This is a genomic window from Dyadobacter fanqingshengii (genome assembly GCF_023822005.2).
Taxonomy (GTDB): Bacteria; Bacteroidota; Bacteroidia; order Cytophagales; family Spirosomataceae; genus Dyadobacter; species Dyadobacter fanqingshengii.
In genome coordinates this window covers 6,112,745-6,127,774 of record NZ_CP098806.1, presented here as the reverse complement: position 1 = coordinate 6,127,774, position 15,030 = coordinate 6,112,745, and the positions used below count along the sequence as shown (strand labels likewise).

The window sequence follows — 15,030 nt, the reverse complement described above, 5'->3', positions numbered from 1 at the left end:
AGGTCTTTTATTAATGCTCATTGTATTAATACAAACCAAAGGTCTGCATTTTTTTTAATTCCGCAAACATTTTAAATGATTAATTTAAACAACCATTTAAAACTATAATTTAAAACTAATATTTATCAAATTAATACAATTCAATTTGCTCGCAAGGTGGCTCTTCGCTGAGGAGTTCATAGCTCTGCCGGGCAATTTCAAACTCCTCATTAGTAGGCACAACCAGTATTTTTATCCGCGAATCCGATGCACTAATTTCGTTTATCCCGTCTGACTTGAGCCGGTTTCGCTCCGTATCGATCTTTAGACCTAAAAATTCCATGTCCTTACACACGCGCTCACGCATTTGCGGGTCATTCTCGCCTACCCCGGCCGTGAAAATGATCGCATCCAGACCATTCAGCGTTGCAGCGTAAGAACCCATGTATTTTTTTATGCGGTAAGCGAACATATCAGCGGCCAATTCTGCATCATAATTGCCCATTTCAAGCAGTTTTCGCACATCACGCATGTCGCTATGACCCGTGAGTCCTGCCATACCGGACTGTTTGTTAAGCAAAATATCCATTTCATCCGGCGTTTTGCGCTCTTGGCGAAGCAAATGCAGGATAACCGACGGGTCAATGTCACCCGATCTTGTGCCCATAATAAGTCCGCTCAAAGGCCCGAAACCCATGCTGGTATCCAACGACTTACCAGCATCCACGGCCGTAATACTGCACCCGTTCCCCAAATGAATGCTGATGATTTTTGCATCCGGTTTGTTCATCCAGGCCATTGCTGCCGTGGTTACAAACTTGTGGCTGGTGCCGTGAAATCCATAAGCGCGAATCCGCATTTCGGAATAATATTTCTCAGGAATAGCATAGCGAAAAGCATATTCCGGCATGGATTGATGGAAAGCGGTGTCAAAAACAGCAACTTGTTTTGCATTCGGAAAAGTCTTTTCGGCGATTTCAATGCATTTGTAGTTGACCGGATTATGCAGCGGTGCCAGCGAGAAAAGTGAGCGTATCTTCTCTTTCACTTCCTCTGTTACCATCACAGCAGTTGTAAAGTATTCGCCTCCGTGAACGACACGATGCCCTACCACTTCAATTTCGCCAGTTTTTTCAATAACGCCTGTTTCAGGATCCGTGAGCAATTGCACCACATTTTGTAATCCCTCCACATGGTCCTTCACAAAAAAAGTCCTTTCAGTAAGCTTTTCGCCATCGTCTTTCAGCACTTTATGCCTGATGAAGCAATTCTCCTTTCCTATCCTTTCAATAATCCCGACGCAAAGCGGTTTTTGCCCCGGCATTTTGAAAAACTGATATTTAAGCGAGCTGCTTCCTGAATTGATGATGAGAATGTTCATTCCTGCTGACATTGAATGGCGGTGATTACCACGGTGTTAAAAATATCGTCGACGGTGCAGCCGCGGCTGAGGTCGTTGATGGGTTTGTTTAATCCCTGCAACATTGGACCGATCGCCAATGCTCCTGTTTCGCGCTGAACGGCCTTATATGTGTTATTTCCTGTATTTAAATCAGGGAAAATCAGCACGCTGGCTTTTCCTGCAACTTCGGAATTCGATAATTTCTGGTTTCCTACAATGGGGTCCACGGCCGCATCATACTGGATAGGCCCTTCCACTTTCAAATGCGGTGCGCGCTCTTTTACAATGGCCGTCGCTTCCCGAACACGTTCCACATCCTCCCCTTCTCCCGAAGTTCCCGAAGAATAGGAAAGCATGGCAATACGTGGCTCAATGCCGAATCTCGCGCTGCTTTCGGCGGAGGAAATAGCAATGTCTGCCAGCTGCGAAGCGGTTGGATTAGGGTTAACCGCGCAATCGCCGAAGATGGCGACGCGGTCGGGCAGGCACATAAAGAAGATGGAGGAAACGATGGAAACGCCTGGTTTGGTTTTGATAAACTGCAGAGCCGGCCGGATCGTATGCTGCGTGGTATGCACCGCACCGGACACCATTCCATCCGCATGACCTTTGTAAACCATCATTGTTCCGAAATAAGAAACGTCGGTCATCAGGTCACGCGCCATTTCGAGATTCACATTTTTGTTCTTACGCAGCTCATAAAGCGTTTCCACGTAATCTTCATAATTTTCGGAATTAGCCGGATTCACAATCCTTACCACATTCAGATCCAGATCAATGCCGAGTCTTTTTACAGCCGCAGCCACTTCCGTCGGATCGCCCAGAATGGTTAAATCCACGACGTTTTGACTTATTAACCTTGCCGCAGCACGGAGAATCCGGTCATCGTTTCCTTCGGGAAGCACAATGTGTTTTTTCTGGCTTTTAGCCCATTTAACGAGCTGATATTGAAACATATGCGGCGTAATTCCTTCTGGCTGGAATGTAATGATCTTATCATCCAGCACTTTCATATCCACATATTTTTCAAACGTGTCAATGGCCAGCTCAATCTTCTTGGTGTTGTCCGCGGTGATCCGGGAATGTATGGCGCCAATGGCCGTAGTCGTTCCAAATGTGCCCTGTTGCACCGAGATGATGGGAATAATGGTCTGCAAACCTTCAATAAGCCGGATTACGGGTTCTTCCGGAATGGTGCCGGCGGTGAGGACTATGCCTGCCACTTTGGGATAATTGGTGGAAAGGTTGGCCTGCAATGCGCCAATCACAATGTCACCCCGGTCGCCCGGCGTGATGATCAGCACATTCTCTTTAATATGTTTCAAAAAGTTGGGCAGCATCATGGCGCCCGTCACGTAATTATCGACCTGACTCGAAAGTAAGTGTTCTCCGAATAAAACTTTGGCATCCAGCGCGTCGGTTATCTCGCGCATAGTCGGGCTTTGCAACGCCTTTTCCCAGGGAATGACGGTAAGCATAATGTCGTCCGGTAACTGCATACGCAGCAACTCCCGCACATCATCCACCTGCTCAGCCTTCACTCTGTTCGCTACAATGCCCAGCACCTGAACTTCGCGCGACTCAAAATTCCGCAGCACATTCAGCGACGAATTAATGATCTGTGCTGTTGATTTATTTTCGCCATTAATGATCGTCAGCACCGGCGCACCCAGATTTTTAGCAATGGCCGCATTGGATTCGAATTCAAAAGCAATGCCTTCGCCCAAAAAGTCGCTTCCCTCAATGACGGTGAAATCATAAGCCTCTTCCAGCTTTTTGAATTTGCTGATAATGGTGTTGATCATTTCGCCCCAGTTCTCCGATTCGGGATGCTGCAAAACTTCCTGGCGGGTGAAAGCAAATGTATCTTCGTAAGGAATAGGCAATGAAAAGTAATTGATAATGGCCTCAATGTGCTTGTCTTTGCGACCCGGTTCCTGCTGGGAAATGATAGGTTTGAAAAAACCGATCTTCTTTGTCTTGGACAAAAGCATGTTCACGAGGCCCAATGCAATCACGGACTTCCCTGCATATGGCTCCGCGGAAGCGATAAAAATGGTCTTTGTCATAAATGGTAGCTGAGAAAAGCGGTATACCTGTGCTTTCGGGTGAGGGCTAAAAAACTATTCCAATGTATTCCAGTCGGCTACACGTTCATCTTTCTTTTCCACCAGCCAAACTTTGCTCTCGGGAAACAATGTAATGATCTTTTTACTTTTCTCAATTCCGGCCACGCTGAATGCAGTTGCCAACGCATCCGCGACCGTCCCGTCCGGTGAAATGACAGTCGTTCTAACATGAAATAACAGCCCGATGCCCGATTTCGGATCCACAATGTGCGAATATCTGATCCCATTGTATTCCATATAGCGATAAGTGGGGCCGGAAGTCGCCAGTGCGACGTTCGACAAAGGCATTGTTTTCAGCGAATCACTTCCGTTTGAAATGGTAATGTTCCATCCTTTCGCTCCCGGAGGCGGATTGGTCAGCACAATTTTACCGCCCGCATCCATCATGATTGACTTTATTCCAAACGTTTGCAAAACGTTTACAGCTTCTTCCGCGGCAAATCCTTTACCCAAACCGCCAATGTCGAGCCTCATTCCTTTTTGTGAAAGAAAAACACTTTTCGATTTCAGATCAAGCTTCATCTTCGTATAACCCGTTTTCAACATTGCTTCCTTAATCTCCGCTTCTTTGGGAAAGATCCCTTTTCTCGTCGCGTGGCGCCACATTTGCACCACGGGGCCTAATGTTGCATCGAAAGCGCCATCCGTCTTTTTGCTGATATCCTGACTGATTGCCAGAATGTTGTAGAGATCGTCACTCACGGGAATCCATTTGCCGTTTCCCGATTGGGCCGAAAGCAAATTTATTTCACTTCCATCCCGGTAATCGCTCAATATTTCATTCAGTTTTTCAATTCTCTTGAATGCACTTTGCGCTGCAATATTAGCTATGGAGTCATTTTTGGCATAAAAAACGAGTTTAAACGGAGAACCCATCATCCCTTTTTCAAAACTATATCGACTTTCCTGCGCGTGAGCCAGCGAGGTCAACATGCTCAACCCCAGTATTAAAACGCACTTATTAATCCCTTCTGAAAACATTCCGGTCATTTTGCTTACCACATTATCTACATTGAATCAATCCCAAAAGTATTTGATTTGAGAGAATAACTTCTCTTGACCTTCGAATGTTGCCAGGTTCAAGTAGTATATGAATAAAAAATGGGTGCAGAATCTGATTTCTGCACCCATTTCTATTATAAAGTATGTCAATATCGTATTATCCAAAATAATCCGCCAGGTGATTCCGGTCTGCATGCTGATGCGAATGCGAATCAATCGCGTCCTTGATCATCCCAGCGCCTATAAACGGAAGAGACACAATGGTGGAAATGATCATTGCAACAAACAAAATCGTTGCGAAAAGTAGTTTGCCCGTATAATATATAATGTTTGATATGAAGTCCATGACAATTACTGTTTATGTGATATTTTTCAATGACAAAATTAAAGAAATAACCATGCCAGCAAAATTAAATGTGATAATTATATTATATATTTAAATCATTTAAAGGCATTTAGCTACTTTTAACTATGCCACTATAAGCTTACTATATCGAACTGTCAAACATATTCTAGGTGCAAGAAAGTATAGTATAAATTATTCTACAACTCACACACACTCAAAGCCGATGACCAAGATTATTGTCATAATTCTCAGATTTTTGTTTGCCCTGATTCTCGCCGTGACAACGGTTATCACCGCGATTATTATCTCACCCTTCTGGCTGATGTTCTGGATCTGGAAACAGCTCACGGAAAAAAATTCCCGCTGGTAACATTTCGGCATGCAGACTTTTTATATTGCATTTCAACTGATGCTAATGCTTTTATGAAAAGACGAAACTTTGTGCGCCTGGCTTCTGCCGCAGGAATTACCGCTGCTGCTTTTCCATTCTTCCAATGTAAATCCAAACCGGCCGATCAGGGAAAGAAAGCGCCGACAGCATTCGCATTAGCTGAAATGACAGTTGCACAGATGCAGGAGCAAATGACTAAGGGCACATTGTCATCTCACTCAATTACAAAGCATTACCTGGATCAAATTGCCTCATTGGATCAAAACGGACCCAAAATAAATGCTGTGATCGAGATCAATCCCGATGCACTTGCCATTGCGGACGCGATGGATGCAGAACGGAAAAATGGAAAAGTTCGCGGACCCATGCATGGCATTCCGGTTCTGATCAAAGATAACATTGATACAAAAGATAAAATGCAGACAACAGCGGGCTCGATCGCGCTGGCAGGCAACATCGCTTCTTTGGATGCATTTGTGGTGAAAAAAATGCGTGAAGCGGGTGCAGTCATCCTTGGCAAAACCAATTTGAGCGAGTGGGCTAACTTTCGGTCGACCCGTTCTGCAAGCGGATGGAGCAGCCGCGGCGGCCAGACAAAGAATCCGTACATACTAGACCGTTCCCCATGCGGGTCCAGCTCAGGATCCGGCGCGGCGGTTGCAGCAAACCTTTGCGCGGTGGCCGTGGGTACAGAAACCAATGGCTCCATCGCGTGTCCGGCGGCGATGAATGGCGTTGTCGGGATTAAGCCAACCGTTGGCTTGGTGAGCCGGTCAGGCATTATCCCGATATCCGCAACCCAGGACACTGCGGGACCTTTGGGAAGAACAGTTGCAGATGCTGCCGCGTTACTCAGCGCAATGGTTGGGGCCGACGCTGACGACCCGGCCAAAACTGCTATCGCCTATGAAAACTTCACGGATTTCACTGCATCGCTTGACGCTAATGGCCTGAATGGCAAACGCATAGGCATTGAAAAGGATTTCCTGAAACAGCATGAAGATGTGGATGCTTTACTGAAAAAAGCATTAGACCAAATGAAGCAAAAAGGCGCCGTGATCGTCGAAGTGGATTATATGAAAACACAAAAGACAGACGGAGCCGAATCCATTTTGCTGCAATATGAGTTCAAGGATGGTTTGAACAAATATCTTTCAAAATCAAACGCCAAAGTAAAGTCTCTGGAAGCCCTTATCGCATTCAATAAAGCCAATGCGGCGAAGGCTATGCCTTATTTTCAGCAAGAATTATTTGAAATCTCGCAAGCAAAAGGTGATCTGGAATCGAAGGAATACAAAGATGCATTAACGAAGATATTGAATGTACGAAACGCCCTGAACGCATTATTTGAGTCCGAAAAGCTGGATGCACTTTGCGGACCCGCCACCGGACCTGCCTGGTGTAATGATCTCGTTAATGGTGATTTCTGGACCGGGTATGGTGGTTATGGGCCCGCTGCTATATCCGGTTTTCCGTCGGTAACGGTTCCTATGGGTGCTGTGGATGAGCTTCCCATCGGCATTTCGTTTTTGGGTAAAGCATTCGGTGAAGCGGATTTAATTCGCATTGCGTTCGCATATGAGCAAGCGTCTAAAAACAGAAAAGCCCCCAGGTTTATCGAAACGGTTAAAGCGTAGTGCTCGCTTCGTTTCAATGACCGGGGGCTGGAAGATATCAGAAGGTCGGTGTTATCTGGCTAAATAAACTTCATAAATAGAGCCTTTCTGGCCAAGAAACTGGTTGGCTTCCTGCTGCGAATAAATATTCAGGCCTAATTCATAAAAGTCTTCAAACTGGTTATAAGGGTAAGGTTTAAACGTAACCTTATCAGGGAAAAGCATGGACGTTACCACATTTTCCTGCAATGCGCGACGGATTTGTGATATCGGGACGATCAGGCCCATGAGGAGGAACAGCATCAGCGGATACGCGACTTTGAGCTTGTACCAATTCGGACGCTCTTTGATCCATACAGAAAAACCTTGCAGGATAAAAAGAGAAAGTAATGTCAAAACAGGCGTATTTCCTCTCAGGAACCAGTCGTTCCACTTGCCCATCCTTACCAGCGAGATCAGGATAAGTAGCATGAACAATGCCATTATAATGTCGCGATTGATGTTTTTATGCAAATTCAGAATGAATACAATGCCAATTAAAACCCCCAGGTCGATTACAACGCCGAAGAAATAGTGAAAAGCAATTTCATTTAAGGGATTAAACTGCCAGATAAAACCTGCGATCACCGAACCTTTGCCCGATAGGAAATAAAAGAATGTCGGAACAAAGATGAGGCCCGGAATCAGGATATCGATCATCACCTGGCGCTGGAAAAATGCCCGGATATCATTGCGGTAACGGAGCAGAATTAACATTGAGAAGATGATCACGAAGACGATCGACGGAAAAATGCCCCAGATAAAAATCGCAATTACCGCCAGGAAGCTTCGCTCCGGCTTTTTCAGATACACATAATCATGAAATAGAATCGAGGAAACAATGATAATCGGGATCAGCTGGTTGGGTGCCCATTGCGCCTGATAAAGCACCGGCCAGATTTCGGTAAAAAACGGCGGCACGTGGTAATTCAATCCGATCAGCCTCAGCGTAACCACTTTGACCAGATGTCCTATGCCTCCCAAAGACAGGAAAAGGACAAGGGATAAATAGCTCTTTCCGGTAAAAATGAATATCCAGCAAAAGCCCAGAAACAATCCAACCGAAGCCCATAAATAAAGCGCTATCCCCGATAATTCGCCCAGCATCTTCGAAATCAGTGCAGGGACGAGGAAAAACCCGAAGTAATGACAGGCATATCGACCATTCGCCTTAAACAGCACCGGCCAGTCATGATTGAAAAGGGTATAATATTTAGAATTATGCGCCCAATAGTCAAATGCCTGAAAACAAAACCCGCCAATTCCGGAAAACGCAATGATGACCAGAGAAATCAGTGAAATCTGGATAAGCTGCTTGTTGCTGATTTCAGCCAGGCTATTTTTTTCGAGGCGATAGTTATAAACAAAGATGCCTACAATGCCCAGAGCCAGCAGTAAGGATAAGGGTAACCGGAACCAACCCAGCGAGAAAATGAGATTTGGCAAAAGAAGGTAACCCAGACTTAAATTGCGAAGTAGAGTTGTTTTCATTTAATAGCCAGACTGATAGTGAGTTACGATTTGCAAACGGATTGCACGAGACCAGCTCCTGCAATTGTATATGAAAGCTCCCGAAAATTCGGTGCTTTTAAAAATGCAGTTAGCAAGCGGTTGAAGCAACATTCTACTGTTTATGAAAGCGGGATCAAATTTGCCGGAAATTTTAATCAATTCCAAAGCCCAAATTTATAAATAAATTGAAAAATTGTAATACAAGTTCTACAAGCAAGTAACCGCTCGGTTTTCAATCCTTTTGCATGCATTAATAACGAACTGGTTGCATGAACAGAAGAAAATTTGTAAAAGGAACAACCGCTGCCATTTGTGCATTGCCGATTGCTTCCGCTATTGCATTTAGTCCTGTAAACAGGAAGATTCAAAAGATGCCCGAATGGTTGGAGGCGTTGGTGAGGCAAAACGATACCGGCGTTGAATCCATAAGAAAATTCCAGATTAAAGATACCGCAAATCCTGCATTTGGAGGACTTATGGATGGTTTTGATGTGGTTAATCCGCACACCACTTCTGCACTGATACAGGCAGGAGCCAATGCGCTTTCGTCGCCTGTTTCCCGTTTTTTTCAGTCGGAGGAATTGCTGGCCGATATGGACCTTGCTGCCCTTTATCTGGTCAAAACGCAGCATGAGGATGGGACCATTGATTTGCTTTCCACCAACTTTCATTCAACACCAGACACGGGTTTCCTCGTGAAGCGGCTCGTTACTGCATATACGCTGATCCAGAAATCGGGAACGAAGGGCTCCGAAAAAATGCTCTCGAACCTGAAAACATTCCTGATCCGCGGCGGAAACGCGCTGTCTGTGGGCGGGATACATACGCCCAATCACCGGTGGGTCGTGTGTGCGGCGCTTGCGAAGCTCAACACGCTGTGGCCCGACCCCAAATACGTTGCACGGGCGGAACAATGGCTGGGCGAGCACATTGACTTGGATCAGGATGGGCAATACAACGAGAAAAGCACATTTATTTACTCATCCCTGACCGACCGGCTGCTGATCACAGTTGCCAATGGTTTCAACAAACCCGAACTGCTGGACAGTGTCCGCAAGAACCTGGATATGACCATGTTCTATGTCCATCCGAATGGTGAGATCGTTACGGATGCGTCGGGGCGGCAGGACAAGGCGCTGATCGGCACATTGGAAAACTATTATTATCCTTACCGTTATCTGGCATTAAAAGACCAAAACGGCGCGTATGCCGCTATGTGTCAAATGATTGAAAAAACAGCCGGGTTAAAAATCGGCGGTTTTCTGGATTACTATCTCGCGGATCAGACATTATGGAAAGAATTGCCTGCTCCTAAGCCATTGCCGGTCAACTATGTCAAAACATTTCCAAACTCCGGCCTCGTCAGGATCCGGCGGGGAAATTGGGACAGCACATTAATCGCCAATAATCCTGCCTGGTTCACATTTATGAAAGGCAATGCGGTTTTGCAAGGTGTGCGGCTCGCTTCTTCCTTTTTTGGCAAAGGCCAGTTTCAGTCGGAAAAGCTGGACGAAAAGGGAAAAAGCTGGGAGCTGATCCAGACATTGGACGGGCCTTACTTTCAGCCTTACCCCAAAGATTTTATTGCAAAAGACGGGGACTGGGAAAAAATGCCCCGACTTTTCCGACCCGTTAGCGAAGTGCAGAATCTGGAAACCAAAGTACTGATCAGCGAAACAGAAAACGGCATGCAAATTGAAATACAAACCACAGGCACCGAACGCGTTCCACTGGCCGTTGAACTGATTTTCAGGCCGGGCGGCACATTCTCCGGGCTTATCCAGATTGAAAATGCCAAAGATTCGTGGATGCTGAAAGATGGGACCGGAAGTTATACCTTCAATGGTGATACTATTTCCTTCGGCCCCGGCATAGGATTGCATAAAAACATTGCATTGCGCGGCGCGTTGCCGCCAGTTGAGGCTCCCACTGTGTTCCTGACCGGTTTTACGCCTTTCAAGCATACCATTCGCTTTTTCTAGCGCTTTTTCAGACATTATTGTTCCTCGAAATTTTTTACATAAATCACTTATTCGCAAGTATTTAATGTCATGAATATTAATTAAATTTGATTTTACTCTCCCCTATTTCCGGCGCTGAAAATTTTAACCTGTCACATGATGCTGAAGAGGTTTCTATTACTCGTTTTGGTGCTCATTTCGCATATCAGCTTTGCGAACCAGATCCTTATCCCGATGGATAACACGCAGACTAACCACCTGAAAGCCTACGGTCTGGCATATATGCTGCTGAAAGGTGAGATCGATGTAGATTGGCTGCTTAATTATCGTGGTGGAAGCTTTAAGGTGGCTTATAGCAAGTCCATTGAGAACGAATGCAAGCTTCGCGCCATTTCCTATGAAGTATTATCCGAATCGGCCAGCGCACAAATTGTGAGTCAGATCAGCGATCCGAATGTAAATATGGATCTCATTAAGCTGCATAAGGCTGCTAAAATCGCTGTTTATTCACCGATCAAGATCAGCCCTTCCGAATTTGAGAATACGGACGCCGTTTTGCTGGTTTTGAAATATGCCGAAATCCCTTTTGAAGTGATATATGACGAGGAAATCCTGAAAGGAGATTTACCAAAATACGACTGGCTGCATTTGCATCATGAAGATTTTACGGGACAATTCGGTAAAAGTCTGCGGCGCACCACGCCTGCGGATGTGAAGGCCCAGGAATCGATCGCGAGCCGTTTTGGGTTTGCCAAAGTGCCGCAGATGAAACTGGCAGTGGCCAAAGCAATCAAGGAATTTTGTGCAGGCGGCGGCTTCTTGTTTGCCATGTGTTCAGGTGCGGAGACATTCGACATTGCATTGGCAGCCGAAGGCATTGATATTGTAGACAATATGGATGGTGACGGCGTGGACCCGGACGCACAGTCTAAGCTGGATTTCGAAAAAACTTTCGCATTCCAGAATTTCAAATTGCAGCTGGACGAATACGAAGGAATGACTTTCTCAGACATTAATTCCTCCGCAGGCCGCTTCCGGAACTGGGGTGACGACGGTGCCTATTTTTCACTCTTTGATTTTTCCGCTAAATGGGATGTGATCCCGGCCATGCTTGTTCAAAATCACGAACATTTGGTGAGGGAATTTATGGGACAAACCACCGCTTTCTCAAAACATACGGTAAAACCAAGCGTGCTGGTGATGGGAACAACGCCCTCATCGGACCGCTACATTTACGGCGAACTCGGTCGCGGACAATGGACATTTTACGGCGGCCACGATCCCGAAGGCCGGGGCGGAGGCGGCCGCAGAATGCCAACCGATCTCAATCTTTACCCCAATTCACCGGGTTACCGCCTGATTTTGAATAATGTATTGTTTCCGTCGGCGCGCAAGAAAAAGCGCAAAACCTAGAAGTTGAGCGCCTGCTTCGGACTCTTGCAGACTCCGTCGCATCTTTTACAAATTCAGCTCCATTTTAATGTCGGCGCGTTTGAAGTTGTGGCCGGTTAGCGGCACTTCGACAAACCCCAGCTTTTTGTAAAGGTTAATGCCTGCGGCCGAGCCTTTTCTATTAGAATACAAAATAACCTTTTCCGCACCCAGCTCCCGCGCTTTTTCGATCACCGCATAACCGAGCAAATCCCCGATTTTCTTTCCGCGCATTTCTTTGGAAACGGTCATTTTGCTCATTTCCACCACACCCGGATCGCCTTGTTTCAATGCACAGGTGCCTACCGGTTCTCCTTGGTAAAGCGCTACCAGAATTGCGCCACCGTCTTTCAAATAGTATTTTTCGGGATCTTCCAGCACTTTTTCATCTTCCGGCTCTACTTCATAAGCGTCTGAAATCCAGGCATAATTTAAGTCGTAGAATGCCTTTGCGTGTTCGGGTGTGTAATCGACAATTTTGATTGTAGAAGCAGATTCACCTTGACTTAAATGTTGATGACGATCCGTTAAACCTTCATTTTTTGAGTGATGTTCTTGTTCGTTCATGGCTGTCTCAATGCTTATTTATTTCAAATATCCCACAATCAACCCTCCTGCCCTGCCGGACGCGCCTGGCCCGCCGACCAGGTTTTGCAGCGTCTTGTAATCCTCCATCTGCTCGTTATGCTTTGCTCCGCCCGGCAAAATTTTCACGAGCTCTTCAACAAGCAAGCGCTCATTCAATTCGCTCTGTATCAACTCCCTAACCGCTTCTTTTTCCAAAATAAGATTCACCAAAGAGATAAACGGAACCCGGATGAGGCGTTTGGCGATGGCATAGGAAAAGGCGCTTGTTTTATAGCAAACCACCTCCGGAACGCTGAATAATGCGGTTTCTAATGTGGCTGTTCCGGATGTTACCAGTGCGGCATCGGCAATGTTCAGCAAATCGTAAGTTGATTCGTAAACAATGATTGCATTATGCGCTGCAATATACTTTTCGTATAAGGTTTTGGGAAGGTTACTAACCCCCGCAATCACGAATTGGTGATCAGGAAAATGCGGCTGAACGGTGAGCATAATGTCAAGCATGCCAATAATTTCCTGCTGGCGACTGCCTGGAAGCAATGCTATAACCGGCTTGTCCGGCTGCAAATTATGTTTTTCACGAAATTCAGGATCCGGCTTGAATGCGGCAATGGCGTCCATCAACGGATTGCCTACGTAATCCACTTTGTAATCGAATTTTTTGTAAAAATCTATTTCAAATGGAAAGATCACGAACATGTGATCCACATTTTGCTTGATCTTTAAAGCGCGTTTTTGATTCCAGGCCCAGACTTTTGGCGAAATATAATAGAACACTTTCAATCCCCTTGACTTCGCGAAAGCGGCAATGCGCAAATTGAAGCCCGGATAATCGATCAGAATCAATGCATCCGGCTTGTATTCAAGAATATCGGCTTTGCATTTTTTCAGGAAGCCGGAGATTTTATGCAGGTTAAGCGCCACTTCCAGGAAACCCATGAAAGCCGTATCCTTATAATGCGTGACCAGCTCCATGCCAGCGCCCGCCATCATATCACCTCCCCAGCCGCGGAACTCCGCATCAAGATCATTCTCGCGGATTCCGCCGATGAGGTTGGAACCATGCAAATCTCCCGAACGCTCTCCTGCAATGAGGTAATATTTCATCTGGACTAGTCAGTTGGCACTTATTCGCCGTAATACTCTACAAAATTCTTTGGGGTTTCAACCAGCTTGATGTAATGCAGCTTAGAATTCGGGGATGCCTCAGCAATGGCTGGCGCGAGAATATTCCATATTTCATAAACAAATATTTCGCAGGAAGCCATTTTGCCTTGCATAAAATCCACATCCAGGTTAAGATTCTTATGATCCACCTTATCCACCACTTTATTCTTCACGATATCACCCAGCACTTTCAGATCAATTACAAAACCGGTGTCCGGGTCAGGCTTTCCTTTTACAGTAACAATCAGCTCAAAATTATGTCCATGCCAGTTGTTGTTAGCGCAGGGGCCAAAAACTTCCTGGTTTTTTTCCTCAGACCAGGCCGGATTGAAAAGCCGGTGGGCTGCGTTGAAATGCTCTTTTCTTGTTACGTAAATCATAAATCTTCTCCTCCTTGATAAATAGGGTACAAAATTACATCTTGTATCCGTAGTTTTGCAGGTTAACAAGAGGATAACAAAAAAAATGCGATCATTAAACATATAATCTCTCCCATGATTATCGTAACAGGTGCAGCCGGATTCATTGGCAGCGGGCTTATCAGCCGCTTAAATCAGGACGGTTTCAAAAGCATTATTGCAGTAGATGATTTTTCCAAAATCGAGAAAGCAGAAAACCTTGAAGGAAAAACAATTCAGGAAAAAGTAGAAAGGGTTGAGCTCTTTAACTGGCTGGATAAGAACAACCGGGATGTTGAATTCATCTTCCACATCGGTGCCCGGACGGACACAACCGAATTCGATAGGGAGATTTTCGAAGAGCTTAATGTAAGTTATTCCAAACAGATCTGGGAGAAATGCATTGCTTACCAAATTCCGCTTGTATATGCATCATCAGCAGCCACTTACGGCTTGGGCGAGCATGGATATGATGACAATGAATCCACATTATCACAGCTGAAACCGCTGAATCCTTACGGTGATTCCAAAAATGAGTTTGATATATGGGCTTTGCAACAGGAGAAAAAACCGTTTTTCTGGGCAGGTTTGAAGTTTTTCAATGTGTATGGCCCTAACGAATACCACAAGGGAAGAATGGCGTCCGTGGTGATGCACGCCTTTAACCAGATCAATAAAACGGAAAAAATGAAGCTCTTCCGGTCGCATAACCCTGATTTTAAGGATGGCGAGCAGATGCGTGATTTTATCTATGTTAAAGACCTGATCGACGTTTGCATTTTCTTCATGCATCACCGCAAAAATTCAGGGATTTACAACCTTGGAAGCGGCCGCGCACGGACTTTCAAAGACCTAGTAACAAGCACATTCAATGCGATGGGCAAGCCCGCAGACATTTCGTATATAGATACGCCGGAAGATATCCGCGACAAATATCAATATTTCACGCAGGCTAATATGAGCAAACTTCGCTCCATCGGTTTCACACGTCCGTTTACGTCACTGGAAGAGGGAATTGACGACTATGTGAAGAACTATCTTTCATCGGGAGCCTACCTATAAATCCGCA

At 45.5% G+C, this 15,030-nt stretch carries 12 protein-coding genes; 4 read left to right on the top strand and 8 right to left on the bottom strand.

Features of this window, described 5'->3' with window-relative positions; all coding sequences use genetic code 11:
- Window positions 1-130: 130 nt before the first annotated feature.
- The 4 genes from NFI81_RS25720 to NFI81_RS25705 form a co-directional block, all read right to left on the bottom strand.
- Window positions 131-1,360 (bottom strand): acetate/propionate family kinase, encoded by a 1,230-nt coding sequence (locus tag NFI81_RS25720; protein WP_234615555.1) that lies wholly within the window; start codon window positions 1,358-1,360, stop codon window positions 131-133.
- On the bottom strand, window positions 1,357-3,450 hold the full coding sequence (gene pta / locus NFI81_RS25715; RefSeq protein WP_234615556.1) for a phosphate acetyltransferase: 2,094 nt from the start codon (window positions 3,448-3,450) through the stop codon (window positions 1,357-1,359). The genes NFI81_RS25720 and pta overlap by 4 nt, the downstream gene beginning before the upstream one ends.
- A gap of 54 nt (window positions 3,451-3,504) precedes the next feature.
- Complete coding sequence (locus NFI81_RS25710; RefSeq protein ID WP_234615557.1) at window positions 3,505-4,443, bottom strand: FAD:protein FMN transferase; 939 nt, start codon at window positions 4,441-4,443, stop codon at window positions 3,505-3,507.
- A 226-nt stretch (window positions 4,444-4,669) separates the two neighbouring features.
- Window positions 4,670-4,858 (bottom strand): hypothetical protein, encoded by a 189-nt coding sequence (locus tag NFI81_RS25705; RefSeq protein WP_234615558.1) that lies wholly within the window; start codon window positions 4,856-4,858, stop codon window positions 4,670-4,672.
- 423 nt (window positions 4,859-5,281) lie between these two features.
- Between NFI81_RS25705 and NFI81_RS25700 the strand changes: the two genes are divergently transcribed.
- Window positions 5,282-6,886 (top strand): amidase, encoded by a 1,605-nt coding sequence (locus NFI81_RS25700; RefSeq protein WP_234615559.1) that lies wholly within the window; start codon window positions 5,282-5,284, stop codon window positions 6,884-6,886.
- A 51-nt stretch (window positions 6,887-6,937) separates the two neighbouring features.
- Here NFI81_RS25700 and NFI81_RS25695 read toward each other — a convergent pair whose 3' ends face one another.
- Window positions 6,938-8,395, bottom strand: a complete 1,458-nt coding sequence (locus tag NFI81_RS25695; RefSeq protein ID WP_234615560.1) for a hypothetical protein — start codon at window positions 8,393-8,395, stop codon at window positions 6,938-6,940.
- Window positions 8,396-8,685: 290 nt separating this feature from the next.
- Here NFI81_RS25695 and NFI81_RS25690 point away from each other — a divergent pair, with 290 nt between their 5' ends.
- Both NFI81_RS25690 and NFI81_RS25685 read left to right on the top strand, forming a co-directional pair.
- Window positions 8,686-10,398, top strand: coding sequence for a hypothetical protein (locus tag NFI81_RS25690; RefSeq protein WP_234615561.1), 1,713 nt, complete (start codon window positions 8,686-8,688; stop codon window positions 10,396-10,398).
- Between the two features lie 138 nt (window positions 10,399-10,536).
- Entirely contained in the window at window positions 10,537-11,790 is a 1,254-nt protein-coding gene (locus tag NFI81_RS25685) for an asparagine synthetase B (RefSeq protein WP_234615695.1), read from the top strand.
- A gap of 45 nt (window positions 11,791-11,835) precedes the next feature.
- On the opposite strand, the gene NFI81_RS25680 is transcribed toward NFI81_RS25685, so the two are convergent.
- The 3 genes from NFI81_RS25680 to NFI81_RS25670 are packed head-to-tail and all read right to left on the bottom strand — an operon-like array spanning window position 11,836 to window position 13,943.
- Window positions 11,836-12,375 carry a GNAT family N-acetyltransferase gene (locus NFI81_RS25680; protein ID WP_234615562.1) on the bottom strand — a complete coding sequence of 180 codons (540 nt, stop codon included), beginning with the start codon at window positions 12,373-12,375 and terminating at the stop codon, window positions 11,836-11,838.
- Between the two features lie 18 nt (window positions 12,376-12,393).
- Entirely contained in the window at window positions 12,394-13,503 is a 1,110-nt protein-coding gene (gene lpxB / locus NFI81_RS25675; protein WP_234615563.1) for a lipid-A-disaccharide synthase, read from the bottom strand.
- A gap of 20 nt (window positions 13,504-13,523) precedes the next feature.
- Window positions 13,524-13,943: a 6-pyruvoyl trahydropterin synthase family protein gene (locus NFI81_RS25670; RefSeq protein WP_234615564.1), complete on the bottom strand. Its 420-nt coding sequence runs from the start codon at window positions 13,941-13,943 to the stop codon at window positions 13,524-13,526.
- A gap of 114 nt (window positions 13,944-14,057) precedes the next feature.
- Here NFI81_RS25670 and rfaD point away from each other — a divergent pair, with 114 nt between their 5' ends.
- Window positions 14,058-15,023, top strand: a complete 966-nt coding sequence (rfaD, locus tag NFI81_RS25665; protein ID WP_234615565.1) for an ADP-glyceromanno-heptose 6-epimerase — start codon at window positions 14,058-14,060, stop codon at window positions 15,021-15,023.
- Window positions 15,024-15,030 lie beyond the last annotated feature (7 nt).